General features: G+C 72.2%; 15 protein-coding genes. 7 read left to right on the top strand and 8 right to left on the bottom strand.

Going from position 1 to position 16345, the window contains the following annotated elements; genetic code table 11:
- Window positions 1–15: 15 nt before the first annotated feature.
- The gene (locus tag ACIF6F_RS33020; protein ID WP_399955616.1) at window positions 16–396 is read right to left on the bottom strand and encodes a hypothetical protein; all 381 of its coding nucleotides are present in this window, start codon (window positions 394–396) and stop codon (window positions 16–18) included.
- A 348-nt stretch (window positions 397–744) separates the two neighbouring features.
- On the opposite strand from ACIF6F_RS33020, the gene ACIF6F_RS33015 reads away from it, so the two are divergent.
- The 3 genes from ACIF6F_RS33015 to ACIF6F_RS33005 all read left to right on the top strand — a co-directional run bounded on the left by ACIF6F_RS33015 (window position 745) and on the right by ACIF6F_RS33005 (window position 3245).
- Complete coding sequence (locus tag ACIF6F_RS33015; protein ID WP_399955613.1) at window positions 745–1287, top strand: GNAT family N-acetyltransferase; 543 nt, start codon at window positions 745–747, stop codon at window positions 1285–1287.
- A gap of 342 nt (window positions 1288–1629) precedes the next feature.
- Window positions 1630–1788 carry a hypothetical protein gene (locus tag ACIF6F_RS33010; RefSeq protein WP_399955610.1) on the top strand — a complete coding sequence of 53 codons (159 nt, stop codon included), beginning with the start codon at window positions 1630–1632 and terminating at the stop codon, window positions 1786–1788.
- Window positions 1785–3245 carry an LCP family protein gene (locus ACIF6F_RS33005; protein WP_399955607.1) on the top strand — a complete coding sequence of 487 codons (1461 nt, stop codon included), beginning with the start codon at window positions 1785–1787 and terminating at the stop codon, window positions 3243–3245. Before ACIF6F_RS33010 ends, ACIF6F_RS33005 begins: the two co-directional genes overlap by 4 nt.
- Window positions 3246–3712: 467 nt before the next feature.
- Here the strand turns inward: ACIF6F_RS33005 and ACIF6F_RS33000 are convergent, their stop codons facing one another.
- The 3 genes from ACIF6F_RS33000 to ACIF6F_RS32990 form a co-directional block, all read right to left on the bottom strand.
- A complete protein-coding gene (locus ACIF6F_RS33000; RefSeq protein ID WP_399955604.1) occupies window positions 3713–3928 on the bottom strand; it encodes a hypothetical protein in 216 nt (71 codons plus the stop codon).
- Between the two features lie 159 nt (window positions 3929–4087).
- The gene (locus ACIF6F_RS32995) at window positions 4088–4318 is read right to left on the bottom strand and encodes a cold-shock protein (RefSeq protein ID WP_399955601.1); all 231 of its coding nucleotides are present in this window, start codon (window positions 4316–4318) and stop codon (window positions 4088–4090) included.
- A 190-nt stretch (window positions 4319–4508) separates the two neighbouring features.
- The gene (locus ACIF6F_RS32990) at window positions 4509–4760 is read right to left on the bottom strand and encodes a hypothetical protein (RefSeq protein WP_399955598.1); all 252 of its coding nucleotides are present in this window, start codon (window positions 4758–4760) and stop codon (window positions 4509–4511) included.
- Window positions 4761–5055: 295 nt separating this feature from the next.
- Here ACIF6F_RS32990 and ACIF6F_RS32985 point away from each other — a divergent pair, with 295 nt between their 5' ends.
- The gene (locus ACIF6F_RS32985; RefSeq protein WP_399955595.1) at window positions 5056–5868 is read left to right on the top strand and encodes an alpha/beta fold hydrolase; all 813 of its coding nucleotides are present in this window, start codon (window positions 5056–5058) and stop codon (window positions 5866–5868) included.
- Window positions 5869–5957: 89 nt separating this feature from the next.
- Here the strand turns inward: ACIF6F_RS32985 and ACIF6F_RS32980 are convergent, their stop codons facing one another.
- Window positions 5958–6971, bottom strand: coding sequence for an EAL domain-containing protein (locus ACIF6F_RS32980; protein WP_399955592.1), 1014 nt, complete (start codon window positions 6969–6971; stop codon window positions 5958–5960).
- A 746-nt stretch (window positions 6972–7717) separates the two neighbouring features.
- On the opposite strand from ACIF6F_RS32980, the gene ACIF6F_RS32975 reads away from it, so the two are divergent.
- The 3 genes from ACIF6F_RS32975 to ACIF6F_RS32965 all read left to right on the top strand — a co-directional run bounded on the left by ACIF6F_RS32975 (window position 7718) and on the right by ACIF6F_RS32965 (window position 10917).
- On the top strand, window positions 7718–8764 hold the full coding sequence (locus tag ACIF6F_RS32975; RefSeq protein ID WP_399955589.1) for a bifunctional DNA primase/polymerase: 1047 nt from the start codon (window positions 7718–7720) through the stop codon (window positions 8762–8764).
- Window positions 8761–10362, top strand: a complete 1602-nt coding sequence (locus ACIF6F_RS32970) for a phage/plasmid primase, P4 family (RefSeq protein WP_399955586.1) — start codon at window positions 8761–8763, stop codon at window positions 10360–10362. The genes ACIF6F_RS32975 and ACIF6F_RS32970 overlap by 4 nt, the downstream gene beginning before the upstream one ends.
- Window positions 10363–10533: 171 nt before the next feature.
- Complete coding sequence (locus tag ACIF6F_RS32965) at window positions 10534–10917, top strand: DUF6009 family protein (RefSeq protein WP_399955583.1); 384 nt, start codon at window positions 10534–10536, stop codon at window positions 10915–10917.
- Between the two features lie 55 nt (window positions 10918–10972).
- Here ACIF6F_RS32965 and ACIF6F_RS32960 read toward each other — a convergent pair whose 3' ends face one another.
- From ACIF6F_RS32960 to ACIF6F_RS32950, 3 genes are all read right to left on the bottom strand, one after another.
- Entirely contained in the window at window positions 10973–12490 is a 1518-nt protein-coding gene (locus ACIF6F_RS32960) for a hypothetical protein (protein ID WP_399955579.1), read from the bottom strand.
- 717 nt (window positions 12491–13207) lie between these two features.
- On the bottom strand, window positions 13208–14488 hold the full coding sequence (locus tag ACIF6F_RS32955) for a YhgE/Pip domain-containing protein (RefSeq protein ID WP_399955576.1): 1281 nt from the start codon (window positions 14486–14488) through the stop codon (window positions 13208–13210).
- Between the two features lie 129 nt (window positions 14489–14617).
- A complete protein-coding gene (locus ACIF6F_RS32950; protein ID WP_399955573.1) occupies window positions 14618–16288 on the bottom strand; it encodes a Na+/H+ antiporter in 1671 nt (556 codons plus the stop codon).
- Window positions 16289–16345: the final 57 nt, after the last annotated feature.

Below are 16345 nucleotides of genomic sequence, written 5' to 3'. Positions count from 1 at the left end.
GCCCTCGTCCGGACGTCACCGCGTCCGTCCGCTGCCGTCCTCCTGCGGCCACCGGGCGAGCGCGTACCCGCGGCCGAGCTGCTCCAGCGGGACCCTGACCTCGATGCCGCAGGGCTCGCGGCACAGGGCGAAGTGCCCGGACTCGGTGTTCCCGATCTCCAGGACGTGCAGCTCGGCGGCCTCGGGGTCGTCGGGGCGACCGCCGTCCTCGTCCCGGATCCACACCTGCCCGGGAGCGGCCAGCACGTGGACGCATCCGGAGGCATAGGCGTAGCAGGCAACATTGAGGGCTGCGTGCGGGGACAGCAGGTCCAGCCGCTCCAGCCGCTCCCGGTAGGCGTTGACGAGCTCCGCGGCCCGCACCCCCCCGACGACCAGATCTATCCTCGAACTCATATGACAACTCCGTTACGGGTGAACGACCTTCGGCCCCCGTCACCGGCACGGCAGGGGTGGCGCCCTGACCTGGTACCGGCTCCGCGGGGTGCTCATCCTGCGGGCCCGGCACCTGCGGGCCGCTGCCTTCGGGACAGTCGTACGGGCAGTCCTTGCACCGCGCTTGCAGCTGCCGGGGCGGGCGGCCCCAGGCCGTGTCCGCCCTTGTGCCCCAACGGGATTGCAGCCGGAGCCGGTCTTCGGATGGGCTCGCCGACGGGACCGGTGCGCCGCCTGCGGGCGCGCCGCCCCGTCCATACCGCCCCCTTCCCGAAGGCCCTCACCATGCACGTCCGAAACCGACGCCCCGTGCTGAGAATCATCGACATCGACGTGGCCGCCCTGGCGCTGCCGACCCTCCGGGTCCAGGCGGCGGCCCTCGAACTGCCACGGCGCGCGCTCGACCACCGAGTACCGGAGCGCCGTATGCGGGGCGCCTGCGACCTGACCGCGTTCGGCGCGTTCGACGACGGCCGGCTCGTCGGCTTCGCCTACGGGGTCCGCGCCGACGAGCCCTACGCATGGCGGGAGCCGGTGCTCGACCGGCTGGCGGCGGCAGGCTGCCAGGAGTGGACCGAGGACGCCTTCTACCTGTGCGAACTGCACGTCCGGCCCGACTTCCAGGGCCGGGGACTGGGCACGCGCCTGCTCACCACGCTGTGCTCGCGCGCGTCGGAGCGCCGGGTGGTCCTCACGACGCCCCGGCAGCCGACTCCGGCGCGCCGGCTCTACCACCGCTACGGCTACCGCGACCTGGTGACCACCGACCCGGGCGGCGGCGAGGGGGAACCCTACGCGATCATGGGTGCCGAACTGCCGCTGCTGCCGGAGACCTTCGCCCGGGCTGCCTGAGACCGCCGGGCGTTCGCCGGGCGGCACACCACGGGCACGTCCGGCCCTGTCCCGGCCCGGCGGCCATGGCCCGACCGTGCCTGCGCTGCCGGCGCGCCCTGTGGCAGGCAGGTGTCAGCGCGTGTTCCACACGGACGAAGACGGCCGGGTACGGGGCGTGACCATCGTCCCCGGCCCCCGACCCGCGAACGCCGACCAGGCAGGGCGCACGGCGCACATCTTCCCCGCAACCAGGCGTTAGGGAAGCCGCAACGTCCGGGCGCCGAGGATGCAAGAGCCCCGTGGCGCCGCTCGGTCGCGCCGCCCTTCTCCCGATTTCCTCCAGGAAAGGCCCTGACCGTCATGCTGGACGCCCCTGCCGACGACGCTCCCGCCCTCGCGGCCCTCCCCTCGCGGAGACTCACCGCCTCGGCCGCGCGGCGCGCGTTCTACCGTACGCGCCAGACGGCCTGGCACCTGGTGGCGGCCGGACTCTCCGGCCGGAAGCTGGCTCCGCGGTGAGCCGGGCACGGCGCTCGGCGGCCGTGCGGCAGCCCGGCCCGGCCTCCCCGGGGGCGCTGCCGCGCACCCGGCGGGAGGCCCGTATCCGAGCCCGCTCCCGCCACCGGCGCCGTGCCTGGACCAAGGCCGGGATCGTCGGCGCGCTCGTCCTCGTGGTCGGCGGCGGCTCCCTCGCCTACGCCTTCTACGACAAGCTCGACGGCAACATCACCACGGCCGACGTCACGTCCTCGCTCGGCGACGACCGGCCGGCCGATTCCCCGGCCGGCGCCCTGAACATCGCGCTGATCGGTTCGGACAGCCGCGACGGCACGAACGGCCGGTACGGCAAGGGGCTGACCACCCACAACTCCGACACGCTGATGGTCCTTCACCTGTCGGCGGACCGCCAGTGGGCCACCGTGGTCTCCCTGCCCCGGGACTCCTGGGTCGACATACCCGGCTGCGACCTCGGCGGCGGCAAGACCTCGAAGCCCACCCGGGGGAAGATCAACAGCGCTTTCGCGGTCGGGAGTTCGGGCGGCGGGGGAGTCACGAGCGGCGCGGCGTGCAGCATCAAGACGGTCGAGTCCAACACGGGGCTGCGCATCGACCACTTCATGGAGATCGACTTCTCCGGCTTCAAGGAGGTGGTCAACGCCCTCGGCGGCGTCGAGATGTGCCTGCCGAAGGCGGTCAAGGACACGAAGGCCTCCCTCGACCTGCCCGCCGGCTGCCAGAAGCTGAACGGCGAGCAGGCCCTGGGCTACGCCCGGGCCCGCTACTCGCTCGGCGACGGCAGCGACATCCAGCGCATCGGGCGTCAGCAGCAGTTGCTGACCGCGATCTTCGCAACGGTGCAGAAGAAGAAGCTCGACGCTCCGGCGATGTACCGGCTCGCCGACGCCGCGACCAAGTCCCTGACCGTGGACACCAAGCTCGGCGGGCTCTCCGCGCTGCTCGGCCTCGCCCAGGACTTCCAGAGCATGCCGAAGGACAACCTGACCTTCCTCACCGTCCCCAACTACCCGCGCTCCCTCGACGTCCCCTCCGACAAGGCCAACGTGGTCTGGAAGTCGTCGGCCAAGGAGCTGTTCGCCGCGCTCCGTGCCGACAAACCGGTCGACAAGGAGGGACGGCCGCTGGTCACGCCCGGCACGTCGCGGTCCCCGGACGGCTCCGCCGCTCCGCAGCGGGACAGCATCACGGTCACCGTCCTGAACGCCAGCGGCACGACCGGCAAGGCCGCCGAAACGGCCGGGAAGCTGGCCGGAGCCGGCTTCCGCACCGCACCGTCCGGCAACACGGCCGGGCAGCGCCAGACCGTCGTCCGGTACGGCCCCGGCGGCGAGCCGGCGGCCCTCGCCGTGGCCACCGCCCTCGGCCTCGATGCCGACGTCGTGCGCGAGCAGAGCACCGGAGCGGCGTCCGCGGTCACCGTCGTCCTCGGCACCGACCACTCCTCACTGGGCCTGTGACCCCCGTAGGGCCCGCCCACCGCGTTCCCCCCGCCCCTGGAGGCCATGTGCCCGTCCCCGTCCGCAGATACGCCGGCGCCCTACTGGCCGCCGGCGCGGTCGCCACCGGAACGGCTCACGCCGCGTCTGCGGCCGGGGGCCCGTCCCGGACCGACCTCTCCCTCACCCGCCCCTGCCTCGTCACCGCGCCAGCTCCGCGGGCCTGAGTCTGCAGTGGTCCGGCGCCGACGCTTCCCGCGCCGACGCCTACGAGGCCGCCGACCCCGCGGTCGAGCGCGTCAGCCTCGCCCGGTTCGTCGGCAGCGCACTGACCGTCCCCCGCACGCCCGCTGTGCCACCCCACCAGCATCGGCAGTGCACTCGGCGTCTTCGACACCACGCGCCTCTGGAAGACCGGCCCCGACACCTACGTCCTGCCCCCGTGTCGGGAACTACGCCTACACGGGTTCGGGCAGCGGGTGCGGGAGCTACGCGGGCATGCCCATGCGGCCCTGCATCAGTTCGGCCTCACTGGACCTCACGGGGATACGGCCCGCACTGGTCACGGCCGGGATGAACCCCCGTACCGCGGGTACGTCCGCGCCGCCCGCCGCGTCCGTCGTCCGCTGGCCCATCGATCCCGTCACCGGCGTACTCACGGCGGACGGCAGCGGCAGGGTCCGCGCGACCGACCGGTTCGTCACGCCCCTGCACGGAATCCAGGGCGTCACCGTGCACGAGGGCCGGTTCCTCTTCTCCGCCCCTTGCCCCGGCGTGACCGAGCGCAGGCCGTGCAGGAGCCCGCGTCACAGCCTTCGGCGCGCTGACGCGGGCAACCGGCGGCGATCGGCGCTGACCGGGGGTCAGCCCCGTCGGCGCACGTTGCGGGCCCACGGCCCCAGGGCACCCGGGCAGAGCTCGTACTCGACGGCGTCACCCGCGGCGGGTGGTTCCGCCCCAGGCTCTGCCGCCATGTCGGAGCGGTGGACGAACAGGTCGGGCTCGCCGTTCCCGTCCGGGACGATGAGGCCGAACTCTCCGCACGGGGTTCGCCACACCACGGTCCCCCACGCAGCTCGTGTCGTATCCGGCATGTCCGGGTCCCTTCCTCCTCAGGTGTTCCCTCACAGGGACCCAACCCATCACCGGCGCGGACCGAGGAGAAGGGCGGGAGAGACAGCTCTTCGTGCAGGGCGGAGCACCCGGCGCCATCGATCCGCACCGCATCCGCACCACATCCGCCGCCGGCTTCCGCCCCGGCCGGTGGGCCTCCGACGGCCGCTTCTAGCGGCGTTTGCGGGTCAGGACGCGGTGGCCCACCGTGGCCGCCACCGCGGCCGCGGCCACCACCGCGAGCTCCAGCGTCTGTACGGCCGTCGACGACGGCCTCCCCGCGTCGACCGCGGGCGCAACGGCAGCGGGCTCGCGGTCCGCCTCCCCGGCCGCCGCCTGCGCGGGCCCGGCTGCCGTCGCAGCGCAGGCCAGCGCCAACGCGCCGGCGGCCACCGCCGGCCGCCACTTCGGACTCCTGCCCATCGGGGTGGACCTCCTCGACCGGGTTCGGCCCGCAGCGGGCCCTGATCCCCCCGGAGCTCTCCATGCTCGGCGGCCCGGGACGCCCGTCCCTCCACCGATCGGCGGAGGGGTGCGGCGGACTCCGCCCCGACGACCGCGGAAGACCTCGCCGGAGCGCACCGCGGTCCGGGCGCGCCACCGTTCGGGGGAGACGGAAAGGGGAGGCGAGGACCGGCGCGCGGCCGCCCCCGACGGGCGATGGCAGGCGGGCGGGTCCCGCAGAGGATCGGACAAGGATCCTGAAAGGAACAGAGCGTTGAAAATCAACAGAGCAGTCGCCACGCTCGCGGCCGCCGCAGTCGTCGCGGCGGGCACTGCGGCTCTCGGCACGGGCGCCTCCGCCACCGGCGTACCCTCGCAGAAGCCCACGATCGTCCTGGTGCACGGCGCCTTCGCCGACTCCTCGGGGTGGAGCGACGTCGTCCAGCTCCTCCAGGCCCGCGGGTACAAGGTGGTCGCCGCGGCCAACCCGCTGCGCGGGCTCGCCTCCGACTCGGCCTACGTGGCCGAGGTGCTCAAGGGCATCCCGGGACCGGTGGTCCTGGCCGGCCACTCCTACGGCGGCGAGGTCATCACCAACGCTGCTGCCGGCAACCCGCAGGTCAAGGCCCTCGTCTACATCGCCGCCATCGCGCCGGACAAGGGCGAGAGCGCCAATGACATTCTCGGCAAGTTCCCGGGGAGCGAGCTCCCGGAGTCACTGAACGCGGTCCCCTACACCCGCGCCGACGGCTCCGCGGGCACGGACCTGTACATCTCGGCGGACAGGTTCCGCCGGGCCTTCGCCGCGGACGTGCCGGCCTGGAAGACGTCCGTCATGGCGGCCACCCAGCGCCCGATCGAGGCGTCGAGCCTGGGGGACCAGAGCGCGAACTCCACGTGGCGGTCCATCCCCTCCTGGTACCTCGTGGCGACGCAGGACAAGGCGATCCCGCCCGCGGCGCAGCGCTTCATGGCCGAGCGCGCCCACGCGCACACCGTCGAGGTGGACGCCGCCCACGCGGCCGCCGTCTCGCAGCCCAACGCCGTGAGCAAGATCATCGTCGACGCCGCCGGTCAGGTGAAGTAGCCGCGTGACCGGGCGCCGTACGGCGCCCGGTCACGCACCGCGGACGGCCCGGCCCCGGCAGGCCCGGGACCGTCCGCGTCCGGAGCCGTTCAGCCCGCGCCCGCGGCAGCGCGGCGTAGCCACCCCGTCGCCTCCGGGGCCGCGAGTGCGGGCGACACGAGCCAGCCCTGTATCACCGGTACGCCCATCCCCCGCAGCAGCAGCAAGTCCTCCTCGGTCTCCACGCCCTCGGCCACCACGTCCAGCCCCAGGGCGTGCGCGAGGTCCACGGAGCACCGCACCACCGCCTCGTCCCGGGGGTCCCCGGCCATCCGCGACACGAACGACCGATCGATCTTCAGCTCGTCGACGGGCAGTTCCCGCAGCCGCGCGATCGAGGAATGGCCCGTTCCGAAGTCGTCGAGGGAAACCCGCACACCGTGCCGACGCAGCTCCGCCAGGGCAGCGGCCAGCGCGGGGACGTCGGGCACCGCGGAGCTCTCCGTCACCTCGACGGTCAGGGCCCGGCCCGGCAGACCGTGCCGGCGCAGGCAGGCGCGCACCCGGGCGGGAAAGCCCGGCACCAGCGCGTCGGCCGGCGAGATGTTGACCGCGACCGGGACCGCGAGACCCTCCCGGCGCCACACGGCGGCCTGCGCCACCGCCGTGTCGAGCACGTACCGCGTCAGACGGGGCATCAGCCCGTTCCGCTCGGCGTGCTCGATGAGCGCGACGGCCGACTCCGGGCGCCCGCCGGGCGGGCGGCGGCGCAGCAGTGCCTCCATTCCGGTGGCCTTGCCGGCCGGGTTCACCTGTGGCTGGTAGTGCAGCTCCAGGGCATCACCGCCCAGCGCCCGTTCCAGGTCGGACGTGCCGCCCGCCCCGGTCGGCTCGGGCTTCTCGTCGATGCGGCCGTAGACCACCCAGGCCAGCAGCAGCACGACGCACGTGCCTCCGGCGAACGCGAGCGCGTCGAGGTCGCGCAGCCGCCTCACCACCCCGAGCAGGCCGAGCAGGGCGACCCCGGCCAGTACGGCCAGGGCGCCGACGTCCGCGGGACCACGGCGGTGGGCGCGACCGGGGGCCGCCGCGCGCTCTGCGCGCGGCCGCGCTTCCGGCCTCACGGCCCCGCGGTCCGCTCCCATTCGTGGTGCCCTGCCTTCCCCGTCACGCACTGTCCGACGGCACACGTTCGCCCCTGGCACCGCAAGCCGCCAGTCCGTAAAGGGCAGTTCGTCGGGCACCACGGGGCTCCGCCCAGCCTGCCTGACGGGCCTGGCCGGGCGGAGCCCCGTGGTGCCCCCAGTGTGCACCAGGGGCAGCGTGTTCATCATGGTGCGTCCGGCCTCCTCCGATCGGCCTCCCCCTCCTCGCGGCCACCCCTCCCGCCGGCCGCCGGAACCTCCAGTCCTGCCGTCGGTCCCTTCGGTCCCTTCCCGTCCAACCCGACTTCCCCGAAACGTGGTTCCGGCCAGACCCGAGGGACTCTGCGCAACCGGTCCCGCGGCCCTCCGCACCCGTGACACCCTTCCGCAGGACCGCAGGACCGGCGGGGCGCGCACGTCCGTGGAGTGCCCGGCCGCCTCTCCGGGTGAGCGAGGAGGGGGAGACCAAGGGACCGAAGGGACCGAAAACCGGAATCACTCGCTCAAGGTGCCCGTCGTGGGACCACCTCTGGGTTAGGCTCACCCCGCGTGAAGACCAGCCCTCTTTGGTCCCTGTAGTCCCTCGTCGAACCGGACCCGCAGGGGTCCCCGCTCGTTGAGGAAGGCGACCACAGCCGAACCCGCAGCAGCCGAGGAAGAAGACCGTGCCGCCCCGCGCTGATAGCCCCCCGCCAACACCGCCAGCACCGCGCGCGCACCTCGACGTGGCACGGTGGTTCGCCGCCGAAGGCCGGGCCGTCCACCCCCTCGCCCCGGGCAGCAAGGTGCCCGCCCGCAACTGCGCCCGCTGCCGGGCCGAGCGCCATCCGCCGGCCGCGTGCCCGTGCCGGTCCGAGGGACGCTGGTGCCACGGCTTCCACGCCGCCACCACCGACACCGCGGTGGTGGACCACTGGTGGGGCCTGGAGCCCGGGTTCGGCGTGGGCGTCGCCTGCGGCCCGTCCCGGCTGGTGGTCATCGACGTCGACGTACACCCCGCCGCCGTGCCGGGCCGCGACCGGCTGCTGCCGGGGATCGCCATCGACCCGCGGGTGGACCTGTCCGGCCTGGCCTCCGGCTTCGACACACTGGCGCTGCTGGCCGCCCTCCGCTCCCGGCCGGACCCTGCTCACGACCGCGACACCCTGCGGGTGGCGACGCCTTCCGGAGGCCTGCACATCTGGTACGCGCGGCCACCCGGCGTCCCCCGGCTGCGGTCGTCCAGCGGATCGGGGGCCGGGACCGCCCTTGCCTGGCAGGTGGACGTACGCGCGGACGGGGGCTACATCGTCGCCCCCGGTACGCGCACGGCGGAAGGCGCCTACACCCCGCTGCCCGGTGCCCGCAGGCCGGCCCCGCTGCCCGACTGGCTGGCGGCCGAGCTTCTGCGGACCGGGCACGGCACGGCAGAGGCCCCTGCTTCCGCCCCTCCGGAGCGCGCCTCCCGGCCCGGGGCGGCGCACGCACCGGCGCGCCCGGGCGGGGGTCCGGCCGGCCACGCCGCCCGGCTGCTCGATTCCCTGCTGGCCGAGGTACGCGGGTGCGGGGCCGGCCCCTCGGGAATGGGCTTCACCGAGAAGCTGAACCGGGCGGCGTACACCGCCGCCGGCCTCGCGGCGGCCGGCCACCTGTCGGACACCCGGTGCCGTGCCCTGCTCGCTGAAGCTGCCGCACAGGCCCGGCCCCATCAGCAGCGCCGGAACCGGTCGATCATCGAGTCGGCGTACGCGGCGGGCATCGCCCGCCCCATCCACCCCAAGGGATGTCCATGAGCAGCGTCAGGACCGGCGGCTTCAACGCGCAGGCCGCGGCGGAGCAGATGGTGGCCTTCGATGCCGGACTCCCGGTCGCGGGCGCACATCCCCCCGCCCGCCGGGGCGCCCGCGCCCGGGACCGGGCGCCCGAGCCGCACCCCACACCGGCGGCCGGGGAGCTCCTGGAGTCCGGCCTGCTGACGAGCCTCACCGACCGCGGCAACGCCCTGCTCTTCGCCCACCTCCAGCACGACCGCTTCCGGCACGTGGAGGGGCTCGGCTGGTACGTGTGGGACTCCTACCGCTGGAAGCGCACCGGGGGCGAGAAGGCCGCCATCTGGGCCGCGGGCGACATGGCCGAGGCGCTGCCCCTGCACGACCCGCGCGGCACGTTCACCGACCGGGAGCTGGCGCAGCACCGCAAGCGCGCCATGTCGACCTCGGGAGTCAAGGCGATGCTGGCGCAGGCCAAGGCGGCACCCGGACTCGCCCTCGACCCGGACGTGCTGGACGGCGACAAGTTCGCGCTGTGCACCCCCGGAGGCGTCGTCGACCTGTGCACCGGCGAGCTTCGGGCACCGGACCCCTCCCGCGACCTCCATTCCCGGGCGACGTTCGTTCCGCCGGAAGCCATCCCGACACCGAGGTTCACCCGGTTCCTGGACGAGACCTTCGGTGACGACGACAAGGGCAGGGAGATGATCGGCTTCCTGCACCTCCTGCTGGGGTACTCCATCACCGGCGACGTCGGCGGCCAGGTGCTGCCCTTCCTCTACGGCATCGGCGCGAACGGCAAGTCCGCGCTGATGGACGTCGTCATCAAGCTGCTGGGCGACTACGCGGACGTGGCCCCGCCGGGCTTCCTGATGGAGCGCGGGAAGTTCAACGAGCACTCCACCGAGCTGACCGAACTGCACGGCAGGCGGCTGTTCGTGTGCAGCGAGCTCAAGCCGCACGACAAGTTCGACGAGGCCAGGGTCAAGCTGCTCACCGGTGGCGACCGGCTCAAGGCCCGCCGCATGCGGCAGGACTTCTTCAGCTTCGAACCCACCCACAAGCTCTGGCTGCTCGGCAACCACCGCCCCGAGGTGGGCACCGGCGGCCACGCCTTCTGGCGCCGCATCCGGCTCATCCCCTTCGACCGGGTCGTCCCGGCCGAACGGAAGATCGACAACCTGGCGGAGGAACTCGTCCGCGACGAGGGGCCGGGCATCCTGCACTGGATGGTCCAGGGCGCCAGGGCCTACCTCGCCACCAAGCCGTCGCTGGTCGGCCCGAACGTCGTGCGCACTGCCACGCAGGCGTACGCGAACACCGAGGACCACATCGGCCGCTTCCTGGCCGAATGCTGCACCACTGCCGCGGACGGGGGCGACTACCGGGAGTTCAAGGTCGAGCAGGGCCTCCTCTACCGTGCCTACGGCACCTGGTGCAGCGAAGGGGAAGGTCTGCGGCCCGCCACCGTACGTGCGTTCGCCACCCGCATCCGGGCCGAGGTCGGCATCGCCTCGCCCAGCGAGATGCTCCGCTCGAACGGCCAGAAGTTCTATCCGGGCCTCGCCCTGCTGGGCGATCCGGAGCAGCCCGCCGCATCCGTGGGGGGTACCGAGCCCTGAGGGCCGGCGAACGTGCTGTCCGCCGGTGGCCCGACGATCTACCATGGAGCAGAGCATGACGAACGCCGCAGGACTGGGGTCGCCGCCCCCCGGAGCGCGCCGACGACGGCCCCCGGGGGCATCGGCCACGAAGCGCCGGCACACGGCGGACACGAGAAGGGACCAAGGCTCATGAGTTCGCTTCTGAACGCGAGCGATCTCTTCCACGAGGACAATGTGGTGTGGCTGGAGGACCCGGAGTCGCTCGACTACGTGCGCCAGGCGCTCGACAAGACACCTCGTCGGCGGGGGAAGCCGCGTTACTTCCGTGACGGGCGGATGGTGGGTTTCGCCGAGCTCGACGACCGCGCGCAGGCGGATCCGGACACCGGCCTGCAGAAGCGACGGGTCTTCTACCTGCTCCCCCACGACCGCGACGCGGAACCGGACGGCCTGTACCGCGAGGGCGCGCCCGGCGAGGCGGTCGACCCCCGCACCGTCGAACCGCGCAAGGTCGGCCTCAAGACCCCTCGTTCCCAGCGCAGTCTGTCCACCCCCGCGGCACCGGGCGCCTGACCGGCGCTCCTGCGCCGCGCTCTCGCCCTCCGGGCACTCGCCCGGGGCTAGCTCATCACCACTTCCCGGACAGGGCCCTGGGGACGTTCCTGCGGTCCTTCTCGGCGAGGCCCTTGCTGCCGATGCGCGTGAGGATGCCCAGGAGGGGATCCCGGCCGAGGACCGTGAGGACGGTGGAGAACTCCTCGCGTGTGATCGTGGTGGCGGCTCTGCGCTGTCGGTCCTTCAACAGCCCGGTCAGCGCGGTGGTTCGCTCCGTCCCCTTCTTCAGGTGAAGTCTCGCCGCGACCGCCCCGTTCACCAGGTCGAAGGCGGCCTTGCTCTTGATCACGTCGCAGAAGAGGACCGCGTCCTGGGACGTGAGATCGGCCAGGGGACCGACGACTTCGGCCGGAAGGTCGCAATGCTTGTCGAGGAGCACCAGGCGGCGATCGTACAGACTGGCCCACTGCCCATGGGTGTCCACGCCGAGCTTGGCGTGGGTGACACGCGTGCCGTGTTGTTCCGTCGCCCGGCGTCGGCTGTCGTCCCGCGCCGTTTGCATGATCTGACACTGGTCGGCGAAGTCCTGCACGAACTCTTCGTAGATCTTGTCGAAGACGGCCCCCCTCCCGATGTCCTTGAACTGTCCCCTGACCCATGCGATCGTGACCTCGTTACAGAAGTCGTCGTCCGTTTCATACCTCTTGGCGACCTTCGGAAGGCACCTCTTCACCGCACCCATCCGCCGGCCGAAGAGGAACGCCTTGAACGAGTCGGCCAGCTCCGGGTGCTTCACGTCCAGCTCCCGGCACTGGCGACCGGCACACTTCTCCAGCACCCGGACGCTCTTGGACGAGTAGAGCCTCTCGCAACTGTCGGGGCCCTCGGAAGGCTGCAGCTCGTTGCTCCGTCGGCTCCACCTCTTGGATTCCCAACCGGAATCCTGAGCCTTCCTTCGGGACTCCGGAGGTTCTTCGTTCCACGACCGCGTCACGCCGAATACGTCCTGCGGCTTTCGTTCCGTTGCCGTGCGGTGCGCCTCCACCAAGATCTTGAATGCGTTGAAGACTTCGAAACCCTGCTCGCGGAGCATCTGGTCCGCTTCCACGGACAGTTCCAGCCCCCCATGGGAGAGGCGCTCGCCGGAGAGCCGTCGCCCGGCGGCCTTGTACTTGAGGAACACGCCCAGCTCGCAATAGGCCCGGAACGCCTCATAGACGTTCTGATCCTCGATGTCCCCCGTGTCGGCACAGTCCCACAGGTCTTGCATCGCCACCGGACTGCACCGGGAAAGCGCCGTCCTGAAATCCGACTCGAACAGCGTCTCCCAGTGATCATCTGACCAGGATTCCATCTTGAACGCGCTGAAGTACTCGTCGAACGGCAGCTCGGCGGACGGCCCGTCGACCTCGAAGGTGATCGTCCCGTCGTGCTCGGCGAAGGCTCTGCGCTCGCAGTAGATCCGGAACGCCTCCACGAGCACGGGATCGGAGAGCGCGTTCCAGCTGGCCGTCCTGTGCAGTTCGACGACCTGCGCGGGCGAGAGCTCGGCCCTCACCGCCATTCCGCCGTAGCCGACCACGTTCTCCATGCAAACCACCTGCTCGCCAGCACCGCCCTCCTTCGGTACGGAGGAACCCCACGGTACTGATCACTGCAGAAAGTCTGGCACCGCCCTTTCACGGCCCCAAGCCCGATCGGGCTCCCTTCGAGGCAGCGCCGAGCCGGCCGCCGTGCAGCAGACACCCACCAAGGCCTGAGAAGGCCGGACCACGGTCCCCCCGTCCCATCGGACCGGTGGGGCGGCCCCCCGGTCCCGCCTCGTCCTCACACGGCTCCCCCCGTCCGGTCCCTCCAGCCCCTCAGTCCCTGCCGGACTCTCCCCCGGGCCGGGGAGTCCCCCTCTTCCCCCTCCCTCCCCTCGCCCCTCCCCAGGGGGACTGAAGGCCGCCGGTTCTCCTTCGGTCCCTGTCCCTTCGGTCACTGAGTAAACCTGCAGGTGGGGGCGGTTCTGCCGGTGGGCCAGGGACCAAAGGGACCCAATTTCCCAGTTATGAGCTGCCTGAGAACACGTAGCCATATAAGAAGATGTCTCGCGCCCGCGCGCATACACGCACACGCGTAAAGACTGGAAGTACCGACCCTCGGTCCCTTCAGTCCCTGCCCTGACCCGAAAAACGCCTCTGACCTGCGGTTTCATCAAGGGACTGAACTTCCCCAGGGACTGAACCCCCCAGGGACCGTTCAGCCCCTCATCCGCACCGGCTCGCCGCCCGTTCCCGGACCGGCCTTGACCGCACAGGGACCGTCAGCCGTCGCCCCTGGCGAGCCGGTGCAGCCCCCGGCGGTCGTAGACCGAGGTGACCAGCACCCCCAGCACTACGGCCGTCACCAGACCCGCTCCCGTCATCACCCATGCCCGGGTCAGACCCGCGTCCGCGCGCGCACCGAAATAGAGGATGGCCCGCACCCCGTCGGTGACCTGTCGCATCGGCTCGAACTCCGCGAGCAGCCGGTAGGCCCTGGGAACCGCCTGCACGGGGACCGTGCCGCCCGAGGACGGCAGGGCCAGCGCGATGAAGACCAGCATGGCCACCGGCTGCCCCAACGCGCCCAGAACCGAGGTCAGGGCCTGCGCCCCCACCCCCACGGCCGCGCTCACGCAGACCGAGAACACCCACAGCAACGGCAGATGCCCGGCGTCCATGTCGAGGAACCCGACGGTGACCGCCATCAGGATCGACGAGGTCACCAGGGAAAGGGCCACGGTGAACACGCTGTTGACGAGGAATGTCTGGCGACGGCTGATGGCCACCAGAGGCCGATGGGTCCGCAGGGGCCCGAAGTCGCTGGCGGCGTAGCCCAGTCCGATGTCCGTGCCGTTGCTGACGATGCCGGCGCACAGGAAACCGATCAAGACCAAGAGCAGCGCGTAGTAGAACGCGGACAGGCCCAGGCCGCTCCGTGTGCCGATGGGATGCCCCACGGAGACGGAGACGTCCACCGGATCGGCGAGCAGCAGGCGAGCCGCGGGCCCGGCTGCTCCGGCACCGGCTCCCGCATGCCCGGCGAGCAGGGTGGCACCGAGCCTGGTGGAGGCGTGGTGCGCGGCCTGTTGCATCGCGGTACTGGCCAGCGACGAGCCGAGGCTGCCGGCGCCGGGGTTGGTCAGGACGTCGATCCGGGGCCTGGCCGACGCCGGGCCGGGGCCGCCGAGCGCCTGCACCTTCGCGGTGAAGTCCTGGGGGATCACGAGGACGCCGTACAGCTTGTCGGACGCGAGTTGCCGCCGTGCCGAGGCCAGGTCGAGGGGCTTCCATGCGACGTGCCGGTCCGGGTCGGCCGTCCGGATGGCCTCGGCGATGCCGGTGCCGAGCGCCTCTCCCGATCCGGGCACCCCGCGGTCCTCGGAGACCAGGCCGATCGGGAGGTCCTTCATGCTCCCGCGGGGATCCAGGATGCCCCCCATGTAGATCAGCGAGAGCAACAGGGCCAGAACGGTCACCAGACCGGCCGGCACGGCCCAGAGGGAGGGGCTGAGGAGCGTTCCGAGCGGCACGCGCTCGGCCCTCCGGTGAGTGGACGCCATGGGACCTTCCCGAGAACGGTGGATCCGGGGGCGGCGTGGACAGGACCGTCCGTCCCCCGGCCGGCCCCGGCCCGGCCGGTACCTCCCGGCCGACCCACGCATGGTTCCCCCCGGGACGGCCGCCCCGGATCATCCCTCCGCAGCTCTGGCAGGACTAGGCCGCTTCTTCAGATCATCGGCGCCGCGTTCTTCCGTGGCCCCGGCGGTGTGCAGGATCGCCTCTTCGAGGTCCAGGCGGCGTACGAGGAGGCGCATCGTCTCGCTGTCGAGCCGGTGCCCGTCCCGAAGGTCCACCAGGACCCGCCGCTCCTCGGCCAGGAGCTCCGCGGCCAGCCGCCGGTACGTCGCGTGCGCGCTGCCGGCGTCGACCGGTCTGCCGGCGAGGGGGCTGTCCTCCACCACACTGCGCAGCCGGCGCCCGGGAACGTGCCGCAGCCGCTCCTCAAGGTCCGGGGGCAACGCGTTGTGCGTGTCGGCGAGGAGCTCCTCAAGCCGGACCAGTGCCGCCTGGGAAGCCGCTTCCTGCGCCCGTGCGGCGGCCCGGGCCGCCGTCAGGGGGTCCCTCTGCGGCAGCTTCAGCAACCGCACCAGCGGGGTCAGCGTGAGGCCCTGGACGAGCAGGGTGGAGATGACGGTGGTGAACGTCAGGAAGAGCACCAGGCTGCGTGCGGGGAACTCCTCCGTCCCGGAGAGCCCCGGGACCGTCACCGGGATGGAGAAGGCCACCGCGAGGGATACGACCCCCCTCATCCCCGACCAGCCCACGGTCAGTACCGACTTCCACGTGGTGTCGGGATCACGATCCCGGACACGGGCACTGAGCAGCCGCGGAAGGAAGGTCGCAGGAAAGATCCACACCAGCCGGACCAGCACGACCAGGCCGAAGACCACCATCGCGTAAGCGGCCAGCCGGGCCGTGCCGTAGCTCTCCAGCCCCTCCAGCACCCGCGGCAGCTGCAATCCGATCAGTGCGAAGACCACCGATTCGAGAGTGAAGACGAGCATCCGCCAGACGGCCGCCTCCTGCAGGCGCGCGGCGAAGTCGACCTCCCAGGACCGGTGTCCGAGATAGAGCGCGATCACGACCACGGCCAGCACCCCGGAGGCGTGCACCCGCTCCGCGAGGGCGTAGGCCGCGAAGGGCACCAGCAGGGACAGGGTGTTGTGCAGCACGGGCTCGCGCAGTCGGCGGCGCATCCGGTGGATCGGCAGCATGAGCACCAGCCCGATGGCTATCCCACCGACCGCGGTCATCAGGAACTCCGCGACGCCGCCCATCCATCCCGCCCCCTCCCCCACGGCGACCGCGAGCATCACCTTGAAGACGGTGATGGCGGTCGCGTCGTTGGCCAGGGACTCGCCCTCCAGGACGGCAGTGATGCGCGGTGACAGCCGCAACCGGCGGGCGATCGCGGTCGCCGCCACCGCGTCGGGCGGCGCGAGGACGGCTCCGAGGACCAGGGCGGAGGTCAGGGGGATGCCGGGCAGCAGCAGGTGCACGCCGTAGCCCACTGCCAGCGAGGCGAACAGGACGTACCCGACCGCCAGCCACAGCACCGGCCGGATGGCGGCCACCAGGTCCGGGTACGAGCTGTTCGCGGCCGCACCGTACAGCAGCGGGGGCAGCATCAGCGGAATGACGACGGCCGGATCCAGAGCGTACGCGGGGACCCCGGGCACGGTGGTCGCGATCAGCCCGACCACGACCAGCACCAGCGGTGCCGGCACCGGACCAGATCGTGCGGCTGCGCCGATCGCTGTACTGCCGGCGATGAGCGCGACTACCTCCAGAACGTCCATGCCTGCTTTCCACGGGGCGACGCGGTAGGACCACGGACGGTCGACGGTATGCCGTTC

The organism is Streptomyces sp. NPDC086023 (assembly GCF_044540325.1).
Taxonomy (GTDB): domain Bacteria; phylum Actinomycetota; class Actinomycetes; order Streptomycetales; family Streptomycetaceae; genus Streptomyces.
Note: the sequence above shows the minus strand (reverse complement) of the source record. Positions and strands in the feature narration are given on the sequence as shown.

What these genes read in the sequence shown, in the direction of transcription:
- ACIF6F_RS33020 (WP_399955616.1), bottom strand. Translation starts at nt 396, where the DNA reads ATGAGTTCGAGGATAGATCTGGTCGTCGGGGGGGTGCGGGCCGCGGAG.
- ACIF6F_RS33010 (WP_399955610.1), top strand. Translation starts at nt 1,630, where the DNA reads ATGCTGGACGCCCCTGCCGACGACGCTCCCGCCCTCGCGGCCCTCCCC.
- ACIF6F_RS32995 (WP_399955601.1), bottom strand. Translation starts at nt 4,318, where the DNA reads ATGCCGGATACGACACGAGCTGCGTGGGGGACCGTGGTGTGGCGAACC.
- ACIF6F_RS32990 (WP_399955598.1), bottom strand. Translation starts at nt 4,760, where the DNA reads ATGGGCAGGAGTCCGAAGTGGCGGCCGGCGGTGGCCGCCGGCGCGTTG.
- ACIF6F_RS32970 (WP_399955586.1), top strand. Translation starts at nt 8,761, where the DNA reads ATGAGCAGCGTCAGGACCGGCGGCTTCAACGCGCAGGCCGCGGCGGAG.
- ACIF6F_RS32965 (WP_399955583.1), top strand. Translation starts at nt 10,534, where the DNA reads ATGAGTTCGCTTCTGAACGCGAGCGATCTCTTCCACGAGGACAATGTG.
- ACIF6F_RS32960 (WP_399955579.1), bottom strand. Translation starts at nt 12,490, where the DNA reads ATGGAGAACGTGGTCGGCTACGGCGGAATGGCGGTGAGGGCCGAGCTC.
- ACIF6F_RS32955 (WP_399955576.1), bottom strand. Translation starts at nt 14,488, where the DNA reads ATGGCGTCCACTCACCGGAGGGCCGAGCGCGTGCCGCTCGGAACGCTC.
- ACIF6F_RS32950 (WP_399955573.1), bottom strand. Translation starts at nt 16,288, where the DNA reads ATGGACGTTCTGGAGGTAGTCGCGCTCATCGCCGGCAGTACAGCGATC.